Annotated in this window: 12 protein-coding genes; 7 read left to right on the plus strand and 5 right to left on the minus strand. The window is 72.5% G+C overall.

Annotation, left to right across the window (positions count from 1 at the left end):
- The first annotated feature begins 2 nt into the window (after window positions 1-2).
- The 5 genes from mdlC to P3T39_RS26410 are packed head-to-tail and all read left to right on the plus strand — an operon-like array spanning window position 3 to window position 10,936.
- A complete protein-coding gene (gene mdlC, locus P3T39_RS26390) occupies window positions 3-1,616 on the plus strand; it encodes a benzoylformate decarboxylase (RefSeq protein WP_280701446.1) in 1,614 nt (537 codons plus the stop codon).
- A gap of 42 nt (window positions 1,617-1,658) precedes the next feature.
- Window positions 1,659-1,934, plus strand: a complete 276-nt coding sequence (locus tag P3T39_RS26395) for a hypothetical protein (RefSeq protein WP_280701447.1) — start codon at window positions 1,659-1,661, stop codon at window positions 1,932-1,934.
- Window positions 1,931-8,374 (plus strand): condensation domain-containing protein, encoded by a 6,444-nt coding sequence (locus tag P3T39_RS26400; RefSeq protein ID WP_280701448.1) that lies wholly within the window; start codon window positions 1,931-1,933, stop codon window positions 8,372-8,374. Before P3T39_RS26395 ends, P3T39_RS26400 begins: the two co-directional genes overlap by 4 nt.
- On the plus strand, window positions 8,325-8,618 hold the full coding sequence (locus tag P3T39_RS26405) for a phosphopantetheine-binding protein (protein WP_280701449.1): 294 nt from the start codon (window positions 8,325-8,327) through the stop codon (window positions 8,616-8,618). Before P3T39_RS26400 ends, P3T39_RS26405 begins: the two co-directional genes overlap by 50 nt.
- Window positions 8,615-10,936: an amino acid adenylation domain-containing protein gene (locus P3T39_RS26410; protein WP_280701450.1), complete on the plus strand. Its 2,322-nt coding sequence runs from the start codon at window positions 8,615-8,617 to the stop codon at window positions 10,934-10,936. Before P3T39_RS26405 ends, P3T39_RS26410 begins: the two co-directional genes overlap by 4 nt.
- Window positions 10,937-11,018: 82 nt before the next feature.
- On the opposite strand, the gene P3T39_RS26415 is transcribed toward P3T39_RS26410, so the two are convergent.
- A complete protein-coding gene (locus P3T39_RS26415; RefSeq protein ID WP_280701451.1) occupies window positions 11,019-12,986 on the minus strand; it encodes a KedN5 family methylcobalamin-dependent radical SAM C-methyltransferase in 1,968 nt (655 codons plus the stop codon).
- Window positions 12,987-13,110: 124 nt separating this feature from the next.
- Between P3T39_RS26415 and P3T39_RS26420 the strand changes: the two genes are divergently transcribed.
- Window positions 13,111-13,836 carry an alpha/beta fold hydrolase gene (locus P3T39_RS26420; protein WP_280701452.1) on the plus strand — a complete coding sequence of 242 codons (726 nt, stop codon included), beginning with the start codon at window positions 13,111-13,113 and terminating at the stop codon, window positions 13,834-13,836.
- Here P3T39_RS26420 and P3T39_RS26425 read toward each other — a convergent pair.
- The 3 genes from P3T39_RS26425 to P3T39_RS26435 are packed head-to-tail and all read right to left on the minus strand — an operon-like array spanning window position 13,829 to window position 17,804.
- Window positions 13,829-15,532 (minus strand): AMP-binding protein, encoded by a 1,704-nt coding sequence (locus P3T39_RS26425; RefSeq protein WP_280701453.1) that lies wholly within the window; start codon window positions 15,530-15,532, stop codon window positions 13,829-13,831. The genes P3T39_RS26420 and P3T39_RS26425 overlap by 8 nt on opposite strands.
- A complete protein-coding gene (locus P3T39_RS26430) occupies window positions 15,529-16,764 on the minus strand; it encodes an NAD(P)/FAD-dependent oxidoreductase (RefSeq protein WP_280701454.1) in 1,236 nt (411 codons plus the stop codon). The genes P3T39_RS26425 and P3T39_RS26430 overlap by 4 nt, the downstream gene beginning before the upstream one ends.
- A complete protein-coding gene (locus P3T39_RS26435; RefSeq protein ID WP_280701455.1) occupies window positions 16,746-17,804 on the minus strand; it encodes a ParB/RepB/Spo0J family partition protein in 1,059 nt (352 codons plus the stop codon). Before P3T39_RS26435 ends, P3T39_RS26430 begins: the two co-directional genes overlap by 19 nt.
- Before the next feature lie 243 nt (window positions 17,805-18,047).
- On the opposite strand from P3T39_RS26435, the gene P3T39_RS26440 reads away from it, so the two are divergent.
- Entirely contained in the window at window positions 18,048-18,962 is a 915-nt protein-coding gene (locus tag P3T39_RS26440; RefSeq protein WP_280701456.1) for a VOC family protein, read from the plus strand.
- 7 nt (window positions 18,963-18,969) lie between these two features.
- Here the strand turns inward: P3T39_RS26440 and P3T39_RS26445 are convergent, their stop codons facing one another.
- On the minus strand, window positions 18,970-19,767 hold the full coding sequence (locus P3T39_RS26445) for an SDR family oxidoreductase (RefSeq protein WP_280701457.1): 798 nt from the start codon (window positions 19,765-19,767) through the stop codon (window positions 18,970-18,972).
- Between the last annotated feature and the right edge of the window lie 200 nt (window positions 19,768-19,967).

Below are 19,967 nucleotides of genomic sequence, written 5' to 3' on the forward strand. Positions count from 1 at the left end.
GGGTGTCCGACCGACTGCACAACGCCGAGCTGGCCGACCGGCCGGCGGCCGGCGGGGCGAGCGTGCGCGAAGCGACCTTCGCCCTGCTGCGATCGCTGGGGATGACCACGGTGTTCGGCAATCCGGGTTCCACCGAACTGCCGATGTTCCGCGACTTCCCGGCGGACTTCCGGTACGTGCTCGGCCTGCAGGAGTCCGTCGTCCTGGCGATGGCGGACGGCTACGCCCAGGGCCGGCACCACGCCGCGCTGGTGAACCTGCACTCCGCGGCCGGGGTTGGCCACGCCATGGGCAGCCTGTTCACCGCCTACCGCAACCGCACGCCGCTGGTGATCGTGGCGGGCCAGCAGGCACGGTCGCTGCTCGGCGGCGAGCCGTATCTGTTCTCCGACCAGGCGGCCGAGATGCCCAAGCCGTACGTCAAGTGGAGCCGGGAACCCGCCCGGCCCCAGGACGTCCCCGCGGCCATCGCCCGCGCCTACCACCTGGCGATGACGCCGCCTCAGGGCCCGACACTGGTCAGCGTTCCGGCCGACGACTGGGACCAGCCCGCCGAGCCGGTGGCGCCGCGCACGGTGAGTACCGCGCTCCGGGCCGCTCCCGACGCGCTCGAACGGGTCGGGACGGCCCTCGCCCGCGCCGAACGCCCGGCCTTCGTGGTGGGCGCGGCAGTCGACCAGGACCTGGCCGTCGACGAGGTGGTCGCGCTCGCGGAGCTGCACCAGGCCCGGGTGTGGGCCGCGCCGATGTCCTCGCGGTGCAGCTTCCCCGAGTCCCATCCGCTGTTCGCCGGGTTCCTCCCGCCGGTGCGCGAGGAGATCGTCCAACGGCTGCGCGATCACGACGTGCTGCTCTCCCTGGGCGCGCCGGTGTTCACCTACCACGTCGCCGGGACGGGCCCCTACCTGCCCGAGGCGACAGCCCTGTACCAGCTGACCGACGACCCGGCGACGGCGGCCTGGACCCCGGTCGGCGACGCGGTGCTCACCAGCATCCGCCTCGGGGTACGCGACCTGCTGGCGTACCAGCCCGTCACCGTCCGCCCGGCGCCGCCCGTCCGCCCGGCGCCGGCGCGCGTCGAGCCTTCCGGTCTCATCACCCAGCAGTACCTGATGCAGACCCTGGCGCGGCTGCGCCCGGCGCGCAGCGTCATCGTGGAGGAGGCGCCCAGCAGCCGCCCGGTGATGTGCGAGTACCTGCCCAACGAGCACTCGGAGAGCTTCTACACCTGCGCCAGCGGCTCGTTGGGACACTCCCTCCCGGCAGCCGTGGGCATGGCTCTTGCCAGGCCCGCCGAGCGGGTGATCGCCGTGGTCGGCGACGGCTCGGCCATGTACTCCGTCCAGGCGCTGTGGTCTGCGGCGCACCTCGAACTCCCGCTCACCGTCCTGGTGGTGAACAACCGCGGGTACGGCACCGTGGACCGTTTCGCCCGCCGCTTCGGCATCGACAAGCCGGTGGGCACCGCGCTCGGGGGGCTCGACTTCGTCGCTCTGGCCCGCGGCCAGGGCTGCGCGGCCGCCCGCGTGGACCTGCCGGGCGGGCTGGCCAGCGCGCTGCGCATCGCCCTGGCCTCGCCCCATCCCTATCTGCTTGAGATCGCCGTCGAGAGCTGACCGGCGCTGCACTGCCGGACAACCATTCACAGGAAGAGTCGTATGAGCCAGCGAACCGAGCAAGAGACCCGCGAGGACATCCGAGAGATCGTGGTCGCCATGGCGCCCGACCCGGGCGGGGCCGCCGAGGCGGACCCGGCCCTGGTGGAGGATCTCGGCTACCACTCGCTCGCGCTGCTGGAGCTAGCGTTCGCCCTGGAGGACGAGTACGGCCTGCCGGCGATCGACCAGGAGATCGCCCGGCGCATCCGCTGCGTCAGCGATGTCCAGGACTACGTCGTCGGCCAGCTGCGGGCCGTGGACGGGGGAGCCGCGTGATCGAGCGGCATCTCGGCGCCGTCCTGGCACGGCATCCAGAACGGACCGCGATCGTCTGTGGCGACGTGCGGATCGGCTACCGGGAGCTCGGCCGGCGGATCGCCGGACTGCGCACCGGCCTGCACGGCATCGGCGTGGCACCGGGTGATCTCGTCCTGCTGGCCCTGCCCAACTGCCCGGAGTTCGTGATCACGTACTTCGCCACCGCCGGGCTCGGTGCCGCAGTGCTGGCCGTGGACCCGCGGTCGACGGAGCACGAGCTCCGCTCCCGCCTGGCCGGCGGCCGGCCGGCCGCCGTCGTCACCACCGCCGGCCTGGCGCCGGTCCTGGCACGGCTGGCCGGCGCGCTGGAGCCGGCACCCGAAGTGGTCGTGGTGGGTGGCGGGTCCGGCTCCCACCACGCCTTCGACGACCTCGTCCGGGACGGGACGCCGGTGCCCATGCACCCGGCACAGGCCGACGATCCCTGGGTCCACACCTACTCCTCGGGCTCCACCGGCGAGCCGCGGCGGATCTGCCGCAGCCAGGCCAACCAGGTGGCGGAGGCCACCCAGATCATCACCAGCGCGGCGATCACTACGGACGACGTGGTGCTGTGCCCCGTGCCGCTCTTCCATGCACTCGGGCAGTTCTGTTGCCTCATCGTGTCCGTCCTGGCCGGGGCGACGCTGGTGCTGCTGGAACCGCGGGACGAGGACGCCCGGGAGGGCGCCGGCCGGCTCGACCCCGAGGCCGTGCTGTCGCTGATCGAGGAGCACCGGGTCACGGTCTTCCCATCCGTGCCCTACATCCTGGGCGCGCTCGCCGACTGGCCGGCCGACCGGGCCGCCGACCTCTCCTCGGTGCGGCTGTGCCTCTCCGGCAGCAACTTCCTGCCACAGACGGTTCGCGAGCGGTTCCAGGATCGCTTCGCGGTGCCGGTCCGGCAGACCTACGGCAGCTCCGAGGCCGGAAGCGTGGCGTGGGACTGCGACCCCGACGAGGTGGTACCGGAGTCCGTCGGGCGCCCGCTGGCCGGAGTGACGGTCGAGATCCTGGACGAGAACGGCGAGGCACTGCCGGCCGGAAGCGTCGGCGAGATCGCCGTGACCGGTGGCTCGGTGATGCTGGGCGAGGCCGCGCCCGACGGGGAACTGGTCCGGGCGGACGGCCGCTATCTCACCGGCGACCTCGGCCGGCTAGGTGAGGACGGCCGGCTGTACCTGACCGGCCGTAAGCGGATCCTGGTGGACACCGGCGGGCACAAGGTCAATCCGGTGGAGGTCGAGGAGCTCCTGGAGAGCCACCCCGACGTCCGCTCCGCCGCTGTCGTCGGGGTTCCCGTCGACGGCGGCGGAGACCTCCTGGTGGCCGTGGTCGTTCCGGCGGGCGAGCCGGACGCCGAGCGACTGCGGGCCTACTGCCGCGAGCGGCTGGCCGAGCACAAGGTGCCGAGCCGGTTCGAGTTCGCCGACGACCTGCCCCGCACGGCGCTGGGCAAGATCCGCCGAGCCGAGCTGGCGTCCCGGCTGGCAGACCTGGCGCCACCGGGGCCGGGCCCGGTCCGTCCCCCGGAGGTGTGGGACGTGGCCGATCCCGCGGCACGGGAACGGCTGATCACCGATCAGCTGCTCTGGCGTACAGCGGAGATCCTCGGCTGCGCACCCGGCGCGGTCGATCCCGAGCTTCCCCTGCGCTCACAGGGCCTGGACTCCCTCGGTGCGCTGCGGCTGAAGATGGCCGTCCAGGACGACCTGCGGCGCGTGGTCGGGCTCCCCGAGCTGCTCGGAGCGGCATCCGCGGGTTCGCTGGCCCGCCGACTGGCCCAGGAGCCCGAGGAGGCGGTGGAACCGCTCGTCGCCCAGGGCGTTTTGACCGGCGAATTCCCGCTCTCCCACAATCAGTTGTCCATCTGGCACGCGGACCAGATCGCACCGGAGAACGCTGCTTACAACCAGAGCTTCGCCGCCCGGATCACCTCCCGGTGTGATCCGCAGGTCCTGCGCCGCAGCTTCCAGGCCCTGGTGGACCGGCATCCGGTGCTGCGCACCACCTTCGGCGTGCGGGCCGGCGGCCCCTTCCAACGGGTCGCCGGCCCGGGAGCGGTCGACTTCGCCGTGGTGGAGGTGCCGGAGAAGTGGGCGGACCGCTCGGCGGAGCTGAGCGCGGAGGCCTTCCGGCCGTTCGACCTGACGCAGGAACCGCCGCTGCGGGTCCGCCTGTACCTCGGTGCGGCGGACGGCCCGGTCCTCTTGGTCACGCTGCACCACATTGCCACCGACTTCTGGTCGATGGTGGCCATGCTGCGGGAGCTGGAGGCCGTCCACGCCGCCGAGGCGGCCGGCGCGGAGCTCTACCGCCCCGCGCCCCGCCACGCGTACACCGACTACGTCCGCTGGCAGGCCGAGGCCGTGGCCGGACCTGCCGGGCGGCGGGACTGGGAGTACTGGCGCACCAGGCTCTCCCCGCGGCCGCCGGCGCTCGAACTGCCGGTGGACGGACCGCGCCCCGTGGTGCAGTCCCAGCGCGGCTCGACCTTCTTCCAGGAGCTGGGCACCGCCCGGGTGCAGGCCCTCCAGGAGTTCGCCCGGGCCCGGGGCTGCACCGTCTACACGGTGCTGCTGGCCGTATTCCAGGTGTTCCTGCACGGCATGACCGCGGAGCGGGACATCGCGGTGGCCGCCATCACGACCAATCGCCAGCGTTCCGAATTCCGCGACGTGCTCGGCTACTTCGTCAATCCGGTGGTCTGCCGGACCCAGCTCGATCCGGAGCGGTCGTTCACCGAGCTGCTGGAGACCGTACGGCACGAGCTGCACCAGGGGCTGGACCACCAGCTGCTGCCGTTCGAGACGCTCGTCGAGCGGCTCGACCTCAAACGCGACCGCAGCCGTGCCCCGCTGGTCGAGGTCGCCTTCGGACAGAACAAGGCCCAGGACGCCGGGCTGCTCGCACTGAGCCGCTTCCTGACCGGCGGCAGCGGTCACGAACTCCGGCTCGGCGCCCTGGTCATGGAGTCGATCGAGCTGCACCAGCGAGGCGTGGTGTACGACTTCTCCGGCGCGGTGTACGAGGCGGCGGACTCGGTCTCGATCGCCTGGGAGTACAACTCCGACCTGTTCCGGCCGTCGACCGTCGAGCGGATGGCGGACCAGTACGGAGACCTGCTGTCGCGGCTCCTGGAGCGTCCGGGGCACCCGGTCGGCGGGATTGAGGCCGTCGGCGGCGAGATCCGCCGCACCCTGCTTGACGCCTCACGCGGCAGCGCTGCGGCCCACCCGGCGGACACCCTCGTCCAGGTGATCCGCCGAGAGGCCGGCCTACGGCCGGACCGGATGGCGGTGGTCGCGCAGGACGCCGAACTGACCTACCGGCAGGTGTGGGAGCGGGCGGCCCGGCTGGCGGCCGCGCTGCGGGCCGCCGGGCTGCGCGCAGGCGACCGGGCGGTGCTCTGGCTGCCGTGCTCCTCGGAGCTGGCCGTGGCGGGGCTCGCCGTCCTCGTGGCCGGGGGAGTCTGCGACGCACTGCCGTTCGACACCGATGTGCGGGAGCTGCGGGCGGTACTGGCCGAGGACGACGTCCGGGTGCTGGTCACCACCGCCTCCGGCCAGAGCCGGGTCGGCGCGGTGGACCGTGCGGTGCTCCGACTCGGCGAATACGTGCCGGCCGCGGCGCAGGACGCTCCCGCCGCGGCCGTCGGACCCGAGGACGGCGCCCTCGTCCTGCGCAGCTCGGGCGTGACCGGTCGGCCGACCGCGTACGTGCACACGCACCGGGCCCTCACCACCTGGGCGACCTGGCTCGCCGGGCTCCGGACCGGGCCGGGCGGATCGCTGGTGCACGGCGGCCTTCGGCCCGACCGGATGCTGGCCCGGCTGCTCGGCGCACTGGCCGGAGGCGGCACCGCCGTTCTGACCGACGCCGGGGCCGACCCCGCGGGCCTCGTCCGACTGCTCACAGGCGGTCGCCGGCTGGGCCTGGTCGAGGTGACCGCCGCCGAACTGGCCGGTCTGCTCGCCGCGCTGGCCGAGGCGGGCCGCCGACCTTCGGTGGACACCCTGCTGGTGTCCGGCGACGCGCTGCCCGGTGACCTGGTACGGCGATGGCGGCAACTGGCCGGTCCGGCGCGCGTGGTGCACAGCTACGGCGGGGCCGACACCGCCCTCGCGGTCTCCGCCCACGAGGTGCCCCAGCAGCTCGCCGCAGAGCGCCCGGTGTCCAGCGGGCGGCCGGTCGGCGCGGCGGTGCGTTATGTGCTGGACGCGGCCGGCCGGCTCGCCCCGGTGGGCGTGCCCGGGGAGATCTGCGTGGACGCGGACGTGCTGGCCCGGCCCTTGCACGGTGCGGGCCGGACCGCGGAACACTGGTTCCCCGATCCCGACGCCGAGCGCCCCGGAGCACGGCTCTACCGGACCGGCGACCTCGGCTGGTACCTGCCCGACGGTGAGGTGGTGGCGGCCGGGCGCGTGGGCGACGTGGTCGAGCTGCGCGGATACCGGATCGCCCTGCCCGCCGTGGAAGCGGAACTGCTCCGCCTTCCCGCCGTCGTGGGCGCCCGCGCGATGACGGTGGGCGAGGAGGACCGCAGGCTGGTGGCCTATGTCGCGCTGGACCCCGCGGCGGCGGCTCCGACGGCGGCCGAGCTGCGCGAGGTACTCCGGGCCGTCCTGCCGGAGTACCAGCTGCCGGCCGAGATCGTCCCGGTCGGCCACCTTCCGGCGGCCGGCAACGGGAAGACGGACCGCAGCGGCCCGCCGGCTTCGGCGCCCGGCCCGGCGACGGCCGAGCCCGGGATCGCGCCACCCGCCGAGGTGCTGTCCCCGATGGAAGCCAGGCTCGCCGCGATCTGGTCCGAGGTCCTCGACGTCGCACACGTCCGGCCGCAGGACGACTACTTCGACCTCGACGGCGACTCGATCACCAGCATGCGGATCGTCTCGCTGGCCGCCGAGCACGGCATCAGGATCACTCCTCGTCAGGTCTTCACCCATCCGACGCTGCGGGAACTCGCCGCGGTGGCCGAGGAGACCCGTCGGCCAGAGCCCGCCGAGCCACCCCGGGCAGAGCCGGACCGGGCGGCCGCCGACGTCCCGCTCGCGCCGGTGCAGCGATGGTTCCTGGAGCAGGAGCTCGCCCAGCGCGACCGGTGGAACCAGGCGGTGCTGCTCAGGGCCGACCGACGTCTGGACCGGGCCACGCTGCACCGGGCGCTGCGCGCGGTGGCCGACCACCACCCGGCGTTCCGCTTCCGGTACACCCGGACGGCGCAGGGCTGGCACCAGAGCGTCGACCCGGACACCGCGCCGGTGCTGATCCTGGACCACCCGGGCGGACTGCCGGAGGCGCTCGCCGCAGTGCACGCCGCGCCCGGGCTGGCGGCCGGCCCGGTGCTCGTCGCGGCCGTCCTTGCGGACGATTCGGCGGACGGCCACCGGGTGCTACTGGCGGCCCACCACCTCGTCGTGGACTTCGTCTCCTGGCAGATCGTCATCGAGGACCTGACCCGGGCTTGCGAACAGCTGCTGGCCGGACAGCAGCCCCGGCTGCGTCCCGCCGCCACCCCGTTCGCGGAGTGGACCCGGCTGTTGCACCGGTACGCCGACTCGCCGGAGGTGACGGAACAGCTCGGGTACTGGACCACCGCCTGCGCCGGTCTTGACGAGCCGCCGGCCCTGCCCTCGGCCGAGCGCGACAGCCGCACCGGTTCGGCCACGCTCCCGGCCGCGCGGACGGCCGCGCTGCTTGCGGCCACGGACCGGCGGGAGCCCGGGCACCGGATCCAGGACGTCCTGCTGGCGGCCGTGCTGCACGCGCTGGCCGGATGGACCGGACGGCGCCGGGTGCGGGCGGACGTCGAGGGCCACGGTCGCGAGGAGTTCATCGACGGCGTCGATCTCACCCGGACGGTCGGCTGGTTCACCACGATGCACCCGCTGGTGCTCGACCTCGGGCCCGACGATGATCCCGCCCGCGCCTACCGGGCCGCGCGCGCGGCCCTGCGGGCGGTGCCCTCCGGCGGCGTGGGGTACGGGCTGCTCCGCTACGCCTCGAGTGACCCCGCGATGCGCCAGCGCATGGCGGAGCTCCCGCAGTCCACGGTGAACTTCAACTACCTGGGCCGGATGGGCCGGCTCGTCGACGGCGGTGCGCGGACGGTGCCCGACGGGCAGTTGTTCGAGCCGCTGCCGCTGGACGCCGCCGGCGACCGCGGACCGGCCAACCGCCGGCCCTACTCGCTGGAGGTCAGCGCACTGCTGGCCGACGACGGGCTGTCGCTCCGGGTGCGGCACAGCGCCACGGAGTACCGGCCGTCGCAGATCGAAGAGTTCCTAGGCCTGGTACTCGACGGTGTGTCGGCCATCGTGGCCGACATCGAGGCTGGCCACGCTCATCAACTCGCAGGAGGTAGGAATGTCATCCGGTTCGTCCGACCCGGCACCGGACACCGTCGTTGTCCGTGAACTGGTCCGCGGGGCATGGGTCGTGGTGTTGGGCCATGACGACTTCGGCAACGACGACGAGTTCTTCACCGTCGGCGGTCACTCGCTGCTGGTGGCCCGCGTCATGGCACAACTCGGTCAGCAGGTCGGCGCCCGGCTGCCGCTGCGACTGTTCTTTGACCACCCCACCGTCACCGCGCTGACAGGGGCGATCGAGGCCCGTACCGGTGGCCGGCCCGGCGAGCGGGAGGTGGACGCGCTGTGACGGACGTCCGCCTGCCGAGGCCCGAGTGGAACGCCACGGCCCTGCCGTTCCGGCGGTCGGCGACCATACCGGAGCTGGTCCGGGAGGCGGCCCGTCGGCATCCCGACCGGCCAGCCCTGTCGGCGAGCGACGGCACCGTCCTGACGCATGCCGAACTCGACCGGTGGACGGACCGGTTGGCCCGGCTGCTGCACGAGCGCGGAATCGGCCGGGGATCGTACGTGGCGCTGTTCAGCGACCGGACGCCCTGGGCCGCCGCCGCCCTGCTGGCGGTGCTCAAGTCCGGTGCCGCCTACGTGCCCATCGACCCCGGCTGGCCCCAGGATCGGGTGCTCGGGCTGCTCGACGACCTGAAGGTCTGCTGTCTGGTGACCGGGCGGTCACGGCTCAGGACGGCGCAGGAACTCCGCTGGGAGGCACCCTCGGTGCGCGAGGTCGTCTGCCCGGACCTCCCCTCCACGCAGACCTGGGCGGAGATCCTGGACCGGGAGATGGTCGAGGAGTTCTTCGACTTCCTGTCCGGCGAACCGGATCCGCTGGAGGCCGCCGGCTTCAACCTGCGCCGCTCGGAGCGCCCCTACCGGCCCGCCGACGTGGCGGACTACCGGGACCACGTGGCCCGGCTCGCCCTGGAACGGGTGGGCCACGGGGCCGACATCCTGGAGGTGGGCTGCGGCTCGGGCCTGATCATGGAGGCGCTCGCCCCGACCGCGCGCCGTTACACCGCCGTGGACCCGTCAGCCGTCGCGGTGGGCAGGAACCTGCGGACAGCCGCCGACGCCGGCTTCGAGATCGAGGGCGAGGTCTGCTTCGCGCACGAGGTCGGGACCAGGGTGCAGGGCCCGTTCGACCTGGTGATCATGGCCAGCACGGTGCAGTTCCTGCCTGACATGGACTACTTCCTCGAGACGCTCGACTCGCTGCTGCCGCTGCTGCGGCCCGGCGGTGCCGTGCTGTTGGCCGACCTGATCGATCCGCGGATCGAGGACCACGCCGGGCTGCGCATCCCACCCGCGCTGCTGGACCGGCTGCCCGAGGTACTACCCGGGATCGACCGGGCCGAGGTCCGGCGTCGGCCCGCCAGCGCCTTCGCCGGCGAACTGGCCCACCGCTACGACGCGTTGTTGCACGTCACGGAGACCGGTGTGCCCTCCGCACGGGACCGGCGCGGCCGGGTGCGAACCGGTGCCGACATCGCGACCCGGCCCGCCACCCCGCTGCCCGCCGCGGTCGGTGCCGACGACATCGCGTACGCCATCTTCACCTCCGGCTCGACCGGCCGCCCCAAGGGTGTTCTGGTCCAGCACCGTCCGGTGGTCAATCTGATCGAGTGGGTCAACCGCACCTACGCGGTGGGCCCGGAGGATCGGCTGCTGGCCGTCGCGTCGTTCTGCTTCGACCTGTCCGTCTACGACATCTTCGGGGTCCTTGCGGCAGGCGGTTCGGTGCATGTCGCGGGCCAGCCGGAGATCGCCGAACCGGAGACGCTGATCGACCTGCTGGAGAGCGAGCCGGTCACGATCTGGGACTCCGCCCCGGCCGCGCTGGCGATGCTCACGCCCTTCCTGCCGTTCCGCGCAGCCCGGGGGCGGGACAGCCTGCGGCTGGTCCTGCTCAGCGGCGACTGGGTGCCGCTGTCGCTGCCCGCCGAGATTCAGGGCGCCTTTCCATCGGCTCAGGTCGTGGCACTGGGCGGAGCGACCGAATGCACCGTCTGGTCCAACCACTACCCGGTGGGCACCGTCGATCCGGCGTGGCCGAGCATTCCGTACGGCCGTCCGATGGACAACGCCCGCTACTATGTGCTCGACGCCGGTCTGGAGCCCTGCCCGATCGGGCAGGTGGGCGACCTGTACATCGCGGGGGAATGCCTGGCACTCGGCTACGCGGGCCGGCCGGGCCTGACCGCGGCCGCCTTCCGGCCGGACCCGTGGGCGCCGGGGCCGGGCGGGAGGATGTACCGGACGGGCGACCGCGCGCGCTGGCTCGAGGACGGGAACCTGGAGTTCCTCGGCAGGCTGGACGACCAGGTCAAGATCCGCGGCTACCGCATCGAGCTCGGCGAGATCCAGTACGCGGTGAACCAGTGCCCCGGGGTGCGCGCGGCCGTGGTCGTCGCGGTCGATCTGCCCGGCGGCCGCGACCTGGTCGCCTTCTACGTCGCGCCGCAGGGCTCGCCGTCTCCGGCGGAGGTCCAGGAACACCTGCGCACCCGGCTGCCGGCCCACATGATCCCGGCCCGGATCGTCGCCGTGGACGCCTTCCCGCTGCGGGACACCGGGAAGATCGACAAGGCCGCTCTGGTCGGCGCCCTGTGACCTGAGGAGAGGCCGCCGCGTCGTGCCGGGGGGGGCCGCCCGAGAGCTCGGGCGGCCTCCCCCGGCGGTCTGTCCGGCCGGTTCAGCCGGACGTGCGCCCGGTGAGGTCGCGCGTCAGGTCGAACGGGGTGCCGGCGGGGCGCGGCTCCCCCATGAAGTGCACGATCTCCTCATGGTTGGTGGAGCGGACGGCGTTCAGCGCGCCGGATCGGAAGTAGAGGTCGATCCGGGTCGGCTGGGCAGTCAGGTCCACCTCGTGCCCGGCCCGCAGCAGGGCGAGCGCGGCCGGTACGTTGTGACTGAGCGTCACTCCCTCCCGACAGTAGTACGCACCACCGTCGAGCTGCACCAACGGCAGCTGTTCGACAGCGTCGGCCGGGCCGTGGGCTCCCTCCTCGGCGGCGCACACCGGCTGGGTCAGCAGGTCGTAGCGGAACACCTCGTCCAGGAACGCCCGCTCCTCGTCGTCCAGCAGCGGACGGACGGCCTCCTGCCACCACAGTTCCAGTGCCGTGCGTCCCGCCGGCTCGGTGAACAGGTAACCGATGGCCGCGGCGTAGGCCGGCGCACCTCCGCCGTGGGCCCGGGCCGCCGCTTCGCGCAGCGGCTGGGCCTCTGGGGCCGAGGTGCCGTCCACCCAGTCGGCCAGACTGGTCAGCACCCGGGACTGCGACCAGCCGGCCAGCCGCCGCAGTGGCAGCCAGCAGTGCCGCAGTACCGCGTTCTCCGCGACGACCCGGGCCCAGAAGAGGAAGCGCTGCATCACGGCGTTGTCCTCGAAGGACATGGTGCGGTGCGCCAGCACGTACTCGAAGTCGTCGTGGTCGCCGCGGAGCGCGATGATGCCGTGCAGGTCCTTCTGCTCGGAGTACTCCGTGTTGGGCAGCAGCATGATCGGGTAGACGGCGATGCGGGAGACATGCTCCGAGAGCTCGTCATAGCCTCGGAGAAAGGACTCGACCGTCTCGCCCGGCGCCCCCCAGATGAGCTCGGCGTAGCAGTCCATGCCCTCCCGGTTGAGCCACTGCACCAACTCGTGCCAGTCGTTCACCTTCATGTTGCGCCGCCGCATGGAGTCGAGTGCGTCAGGGCTCAGCGACTGCAGCGCCAGGGTGAACGAGCTGCGCAGCCCGGCGTCCTTCATCCGGCGGACGATTTCGTAGAACACCTTCGACTTGTTCTTCGCCCAGGAGGTCTCGAACGCCCGGGGAAAACCGTACGTCCGGTTGATCTCGATCAGGTCCTCGACCAGCTCCAGGTCGATCGGCAGCATTCCGAAGTTGGCGTCGCAGGCGACCACCGAATGCACGCCGAGCTTCGCGAAGAGTTCGAGCTCGGCGCGCAGGCGCTCCCGGGAGAACGCCCGTACGCGCTGCCCGACCGCGCCGCCCCAGTAACAGAAGGAGCACCTGTACGGGCAGCCGCGGTTGGTCTCGATGAGCGCGACGTCGTAGCGGAAACAGCCGTTCTCGTCGAGCAGTTCGATCGCGCCGGTGAGAAACGGTGACGGGATGATGTCCAGGTTCTCGATGCGAGCCCGTTCCTCGGTGGTGACGATCGTGCCGTCGGCGCGCCTGAAGGATATCCCGGGAATGTCGTCGAGATCGCTGCTCGCGCGGCCCGCCAGCCGGGCCTTGAGCAGTTCGGCGAAGGTCAGCTCGCCCTCACCGTTGACGATGATGTCGACCTCGGGGTACTGGCGGAACAGGCGTTCCGCCTGGCAGCTCGCGTGGGTGCCGCCGAACACCACCCAACCGTGCGGCCGCAGCTGCCGGTAGGTGGCGGCCAGCGAGCCGAACGCCCGGACATTCCAGCCCAGGGCGGAGAACGCCAGGACGTCCGGAAGCTCGCCATGGAAAAGCTTGCCGGCCATCTCCCCGTGAGTTACCCGGCCGCGGAAGTTGCAGATTTCGACGGAGGTTTTCCGGGACAGTTCCTGGTCCTGCAGAACCATCGCCTTGAGGTATCCGGAGGCCAGCGGCATGGATTCCAGCGGCATGTCCCAGACCCCCTGCTGGACCAGGGTAACCCTGAGTTGCGGAGCAGCCATTCTGCTCTCCAATTCTCTGTAGTCGACGGGAGCGGAAGAGAGCTTGCTACGAGCCGCAGCAGAGGTAAAGCGATGATTCCGGGCGGTACAGACAGCAGTCACCCGATCGCCTATCATTCGAGGCATGCCGAATTATCGATGGCTGGTCGAGATATCGGGATCTGCGGCCGCCGAACACGTTCTCTATGCCTTTCCGCACGCGGGGGCCGGTGCCGCGGCGGTGAAGAAGCTGTGCCGGGCACTCGGCGATTCCTGCCAGACCGTGGCGGTCCGGCTCCCCGGGCGCGAGTCGCGGATGGATGAGGAGCCGATCACCGATCTGGCCCGGCTCTGCGACCGCCTCGCCGAGCAGATCACCGCCCATGCCGGGCAGCGGCGGATCGTGCTCTACGGGCACTGCGGGGGCGGCGTGATCGCCTACGAGACGGCGCGCCGGCTGCCGGCCCGGACGCTGCGTCACCTCGTCGTCTCGGCCCAGCAGGCACCCGACCGGATCCCGCCGGTCGAGTCCTGGCGCCTGCCGGAGGACGAGTTCCTGGCGCAGGTGGCCCGGGACGGCTACCTGCCGCGGGAGATCCTGGACCAGCCGGAGCTGCGGGAGCTGGTCCTGCCGGCCCTGCGCGCGGACTACCAGGCGATCGAGTGCCATGTCAGCGCCATGGATGCGCTCGGCGCCCCGGTGCTGGCGCTGGCCGGCACGCAGGACCGCTCGGTGGCGGTGGACGACGTGGTGGCGTGGTCGCGGTTGACCACGGCGGGCTTCCGACTGGAGCTGATCCCGGGCGGCCACAATTTGCTGCTGGACCGTTCGGCCGAGGTGGCCGAGGCCGTTCGGCCGGTGTTCAGCTGAGCTGGTGGTCCTCGTGCACCCGCGCTGGTGGCGCCGCGCCCGCCACCACGGTGCCGCCCAGCGTGCCCGCGACGAAGGCGTCCCACATCGGCCGCCGCCGGGGCTTGCCACTGGTGGTCCGCCGCACGGTGCCCCGCGGACCGACGACGACCACGACAGCGATCCCGTCGAGCCGACGGTGCAACAGCTGCTCCACCTCCGCGATCCAGCCGCCCGAGCGCCCTTCGACCACCACCACGGCGGTGTCGGCCCCGGCGAGCGTGCCCAGCAGCACCGCCGGGCGCCGACGTTGCAGCGCCGCGATCCGGGACAGCTCCGCTTCCAGATCCTCCGCGAACACGGTGCGCCCGCGGCGTTTGAGGCTGTCGCCCAGCCTGCCCACGACGTACAGCTGTCCGTCGTGGAGGAAGCCGCAGTCGCCGGTGCGCACGGATCCACCGGCGAAGGCCGCTCGACCGTTCCGGGCGCCGGTACCGAGGCGGCCGTTGGCGACCGAGGGCCCGCTGACCACGATCTCGCCGCAGTAGTCCTCGGGAAGCGGCCGGCCGCCGGCGTCGACGACCGCCACCGTGCTGCCCGCCACCAGCGCTCGGCCACAGCCCACCAGGATGAGCCGGTCGGCCTCCGGCACCTCCTCTGCCCGCAGGCCGACCGGCCGTCCCGGGCGCAGTGTGCGCCGGTCCACCGTCACGGTGCTCGGTTCCTCGCGCAGCGCCACACCGGTGACCGCCAGCGTGGCCTCGGCCAGGCCGTAGGCCGGCAGCAGCGCCCGCGAGTCGAACCCGTGCGGTTCCAGCAGTGCGACGAACCGCTCGAGCACCCGGGGGTCGATGCGCTCGGCACCGGTGATGACTGCACGCCAGCGGCTGAAGTCGAGCCCGGCGAGCGCCTCCGGCCGTACCCGGCGCAGGACATGCGCCAGGCCGAAGCAGGGCGCTGCGGTCAGTCGCGCGCCCTGCTCGCCGAAGCAGCGCAGCCACTGCACCGGTGAGCGGACGAAGTCCTCGGGCCGCATCACCCAGAGGTCCGAACCGTGCACGACCGGGGTGAGCAGACAGCCGACCAGCCCCATGTCGTGGTGGAACGGGAGCCAGCTGGCCGTGGGGTCGTCCGGCGCCATGCGCAGCCACTCGCCGATGGCCGACACGTTCGCCGCCAGCGCTTCGGCGGAGACGGCCACGGCACGGGGCTGCCCGGTCGAGCCCGAGGTGAACTGGACCAGGGCCCGTCGGGTCGGGGGCGACACGGACCGCGGTGCGTCGGCGCGGGCGGCGAGCTCCGCTGCCGTCACGGGCAGCACACGGGCGCGGCCACCGGCGGAGCCCTCGAGGAGACGACTCCAGGCGGGGCGGGTCAGCACCACGGCCGGTCCGAGCGCGGCCACCTGACGGGCCATCCGTAGGCGGTACTCCGCATCGTCCTGAAGGGCCAACGGGGGAGCGATCGGTGCGGGAACGGCACCGGCCGCCAGAGCTCCGAAGAAGCCCGCCACGAACTCCGGCCCGGAGCCGAGCAGGAGCACCACCGGATCGCCCGGCCCGACGCCGTGCTCGCGCAGCAGCTCCGCGACCGCGAACGCCGAAGCGGCCAGCTGCGGGTAGGCGTGGAACGACCAGCCGCCAGCGGGTTCCAGGAACCGGATGCCGCGCCGCGGGTCCGGGTGGGTGAGCCAGCCGGTCAGCGTTCCCGTGGTCATCGGGTGTCGGCCGATCGGAGCGGTGCCCCGGCGAAGAGCTCCTCCAGCCTGCGCGCTCCGGCGAACACGCCCAACAGCGCGCCGACCGCGGCCGGGTCATCGCTCGCCGCGCGCAGCCGGCTCGCCAGGTCCTGGTCCACGGACCGCAGTTCGGACTGACGACAGGCGAAGGCGAACGCCGCGGCCGTCCCGGTGTCCCGTCGCGCCTGGTAGCGGGCGAGCGACCGGTCGAGCGGCAGGGCACCGCGCAGCCCGTCGTGGACCGCGCCGGAGAGGTTCTCGGCGTCGGTGAACGCGTCGCTGATGCCGCGCGCGGCGATCGGGTCCTTGTGGTGTCCGGCGTCCCCGGCGAGCGCCCAACCGGGGCCGTGCGACTGCCGGTAGAAGTTCCGCAGGTTGGCGGCGGTCCGCACCGGACCGGCCGGCCGGGCCGAGCGCAGCCGCTCGGCGACGGCCGGAAACGCCTCGAGCTGCTCCCGGTAGCCCCTGGCGTGCTGTCCGCCCCAGGCGCGCAGCCGTTCGCGACGCAGGGTCAGCGACACCACGGTGCGGCCGCCGTGCGTGGGCCACATGGACAGGCCGGCACCGACCTGGAAGGACGCCTCCACGCCGCTGACCGGCAGGTCCTCCCAGTACGCGTAGGCGGTGGCGGCCAGCGGACCGCGGTCCACCGGTACGGCGGCACCCACGGCACGGGCGATGGTGGAGTTGCGGCCGTCCGCGCCGATCACGAGACGCGCCCGGGCCGTGAACTCCCGTCCGTCGGCGGCCTGCCCGACGACGCCGCACACCGCTCCGTCCTCCCACAGGACGCCGCGGACGGCGGTGCCCTCCCGGAGCTCCGCGCCGGCGGCGGTGGCCGCCTCGGCGAGCAGCCCGTCCAGCACCGTCCGCCGGGGGGCGTAGGTGATTGCCGGCCCGTCCGCGCCGGTCGGCTGCCCGCTGAGCGCGAGGCCGTCGAAGTCCAGGCTGATCCGCTCCAGCGCCGGACACCCGGTGGCCGTCAGGGTGTCCAACAGGCCCCAGCGGGCCAGCCGTTCGACCCCGGGGCGCAGCACCCAGTGCGTCGAGAGGGTGTCGCTCGGGAATCGGTTGCGCTCCAGCAGCAGCACGGAGTGGCCTTGGCGCGCGAGCAGCATCGCGGTGGGGGCGCCCGCACAGCGTGCCCCGACCACGATGACGTCGTAGTCCGCCGAGTTCCGGGCCATGGTGTTCAACTGACGCTCTCCCACGATTGGACGGTCTGGGACGTGCCGGCGCGGCGCAGCATGGCGGCGAAGGACTGCAGGATGTCCGCGCAGCCGGCGCTCAGCTCGACCACCGACACCAGGCAGTGCGCTGGCAGGTTCTGGGTGATCTCCTGCTGTTCGCGGACCACGGTGTGGCAGACGTCCAGCATGCGAAGCAGGGCCCGCCCGGTCTCGTTGAAGCGCAACGAGGGGTCCTTGCGGAGCTGGTCGAGTACCGAAGCCAGGTCGCGGGGCGAGGAGATCTGGGCGCGGCTGTCGGCCACGGCCGTCTCGGTGCCGCCGGGCCGCTCCGGCCGTTCGGCCGGGGTACGCCGCGGGGCGGGCAACGGGTCCTCACCGCGCTTCAGCCTGTCCCGTACGTCGGCGGCGGTGGCCGGCGAGATCCCCGCCGCACGCGCGATCTGCCGGAGGGAGGCCTGCGGGTTGCTCCGGATCAGCTCACTGGCCCGTCGGCGCCCCTGGGAGCAGTCCAGCGGACGGGCCCGGCCGTCCCGGCCGACCCGGGTGGCGAGTTGCGGGACGAGGGCCGGCTGCTGGCGGCGCAGTTCCGCGACCTTCTTCGCGGACAGGCCCGTCACCGAGGCCACCATACGGTCGGACCACTCGGGATGGCTGGCGAAGATCCGCAGGGCGGCGGCGCTCCGGTCGGCGGACGAGAGCGGGAGACCGTGACCGGTGTTGGCCGTGACCGACAGCAGGAAGACGTCGGCCTCGCTGCCGTCGAAGAAGCGCACCTGGACTGCGGTCTGGCCGCGCAGTACGGCGGCCCGCAGCCGGTGCATGCCGTCCACAACCCGCATCGAGGGCTGGTGGACGAGTATCGGCGGCAGCGTGGCACCGGAGTCGGCGAGGAGCCGGATGTGCGCCTCGTCCTCGCCCGCGACCCGCGGGGAGTCCGCCTCGACCAGTGAGCTGATGGGTACGACGGTGACCGCGGAACGCTGGGCGCGGTCGTGCCGGAGGGCGAGCAGCGAGGCTGGGTCGCCGTCGGCAGAGGAACGTTGGCTTGGGGTGGGTTCCACCGTTCTCCCCCGTTTGTGAATGAAATTTGAAGGTGCGTCGGGATTTGGCCGTGGGCAGCGGAACTATGCGTGATGCCCTCAAGATCCGTCAAGAGCATTGGGTGGCAGCTCCGCTGTCCGACGCGACAGCGGGGCGCGGTCTTCTGGTGGGGAATGCCGGCTGGGTATCGTGCGGTACGAATTGCGCAGCCGAGAGCTGTGCCGATTTCCCGTTCGTCCTTTGCGGAATGCAAAAGGAGCGTCATGGTATTGCATGTGCGACATGTCGGGCTGGGAGTTCCGGACCTGCGAAGTGCCCGGAATTTCTACGAGAACTACTGGAAGCTGGAGGTGGTCGAGGCCGACGGTGACCGGCTGTACTTCGGCGCCGGATGCCCGGAGAGCCACGTGCTCCGGCTGCGTGCGACGGAGGAGGCCCGGGTGGACGTCATCGCCTTCGCGGCCGAGTCGCCGTCGGAGGTCGACCGGATCGCCGAGCGGGTGGCCCACCATCCGCGCGGACGGCTCATCGGGGAACCCGGCGTCCGGCAAGATCTCGGCGGGGGCTATGCGGTACGTTTCCTGGATTGCGACGGGCGCACCGTGGAAGTCTCCGCCGACGTCCGGGGACGCGTTTTCCGGCCGGTCGAGGAGGCCGAGACGAGGCCGAAGTCGATCGGCCACGTGGTGCTCAACACAATCGATCTCCAAGGGGCTCGTGAGTTCTACGAGTCGGTGCTCGGATTCATGGTCACCGACTGGGTGGAGGACGTCATGTGCTTTCTGCGCAGCGGTCGGGCGCACCACATCATCGCGTTCACCCGCGCTCCGCACGCCTCGCTCAACCACGTCGCGTTCGAGATGCGCGGGCTGGACGAATTCATGCGGGCGACGGGATCGCTGATGCGCGCGGGCATCGCGCCGGTCTGGGGTCCCGGGCGGCACGGAGTGGGCCAGAACACGTTCTCCTACTTCCAGGAGCCCTCCTCGGGATTCGTGCTCGAGTACACCACCGCCGCGCAGCTCATCGACGACGAACACGGCTGGACTCCCAAGGTCTACCCGGCGGACGCGCAGACCACGGACGTCTGGGGCACGGCCAACGCCCGGGACGAGGCCGTCTCCGCGACGCTGATCGGCCGCCCGGACCCGGGTCTCTGGTCGCCTCCGCCGGTGTAGCCGCCGACTATCTGACGGCGAGTCCGCCATCGGGACGGAGCACCTCGCCGGTCATCCCGCTGGCCGCGTCCGTCGCCAGGAAGCGGTACAGCGGGGCCAGCTGGGTGGCCGTCAGCACGACACCGAGCGGGTTGAACTCGCGGATCACGGCGCTGATCCCGTCCGGGTCCGCGAAGACCTCCCGGGGGTCGGGGCCGGCCACCGAGCGCAGGCCGGTCACCACGCCTCCGGGGGCCACCGCATTCACCCGGACCCGGGGGGCCAGGTCGGCCGCGAGATGCCGGACGACGCCCAACGCCGCGTGCTTGGCGGCCGCGTAGGCGATGCCCGCGCCGTTGCCGCGCACCACGAACGAGGCGTCCGACAGCGTGAAGACCATGGCCCCCCGGCTCTCCAGCAGGGCGTCCGCCGCGGCTCTGGCCGCGAGCAGGTAGCCGACCACGTCGACATCCAGCACCTGTCGTGCGAGCGCGGCGAGTTCCTCTCCCGGTCGGTCGAGCAGCCCGACCCCTCCGTCGTGCACACCGGCGTTCCCCACCAGGGCGTGCAGTGCGCCATGGCGGTCCAGGGCGGTGGACACCGCCCGGTCGTTGTCCTCGGCGCTGCGGACGTCACCGATCACCAGATCGGTGCCGGGCGGCAGCGGGTCGGCCGGGGCGCACCGATCCAGGACCACGACCCGGTGGCCGTGTGCGGCGAGATCCTCGACCACCGCCCGTCCGATGCCGGAGGACCCTCCGGTGACCAGGGCGACTCGGGGACTGTCGGTGTTCCCGAGAGACGTCTCGGGCGATAGCTGGACCATCAGGGCTCCATCACGGTGGGGCGGACAGGGCGCGGTGTACGTATATCCACTTCCCGCTAGGGCCGGCCAGACCGGCGAGCAGGACTGTTCAACTGGCGGGCGGACGCAGTTGGACGGTGCCGAGCCGGCCGGTCCTCCCGATGTGCAAAGGCTTGCGGTAAGAACCTGAAGATCGTGAAAATGCTTGCGACGGTTCGTCA

It is taken from the genome of Kitasatospora sp. GP82, assembly GCF_029892105.1.
In the GTDB taxonomy this organism is placed as follows: domain Bacteria; phylum Actinomycetota; class Actinomycetes; order Streptomycetales; family Streptomycetaceae; genus Kitasatospora.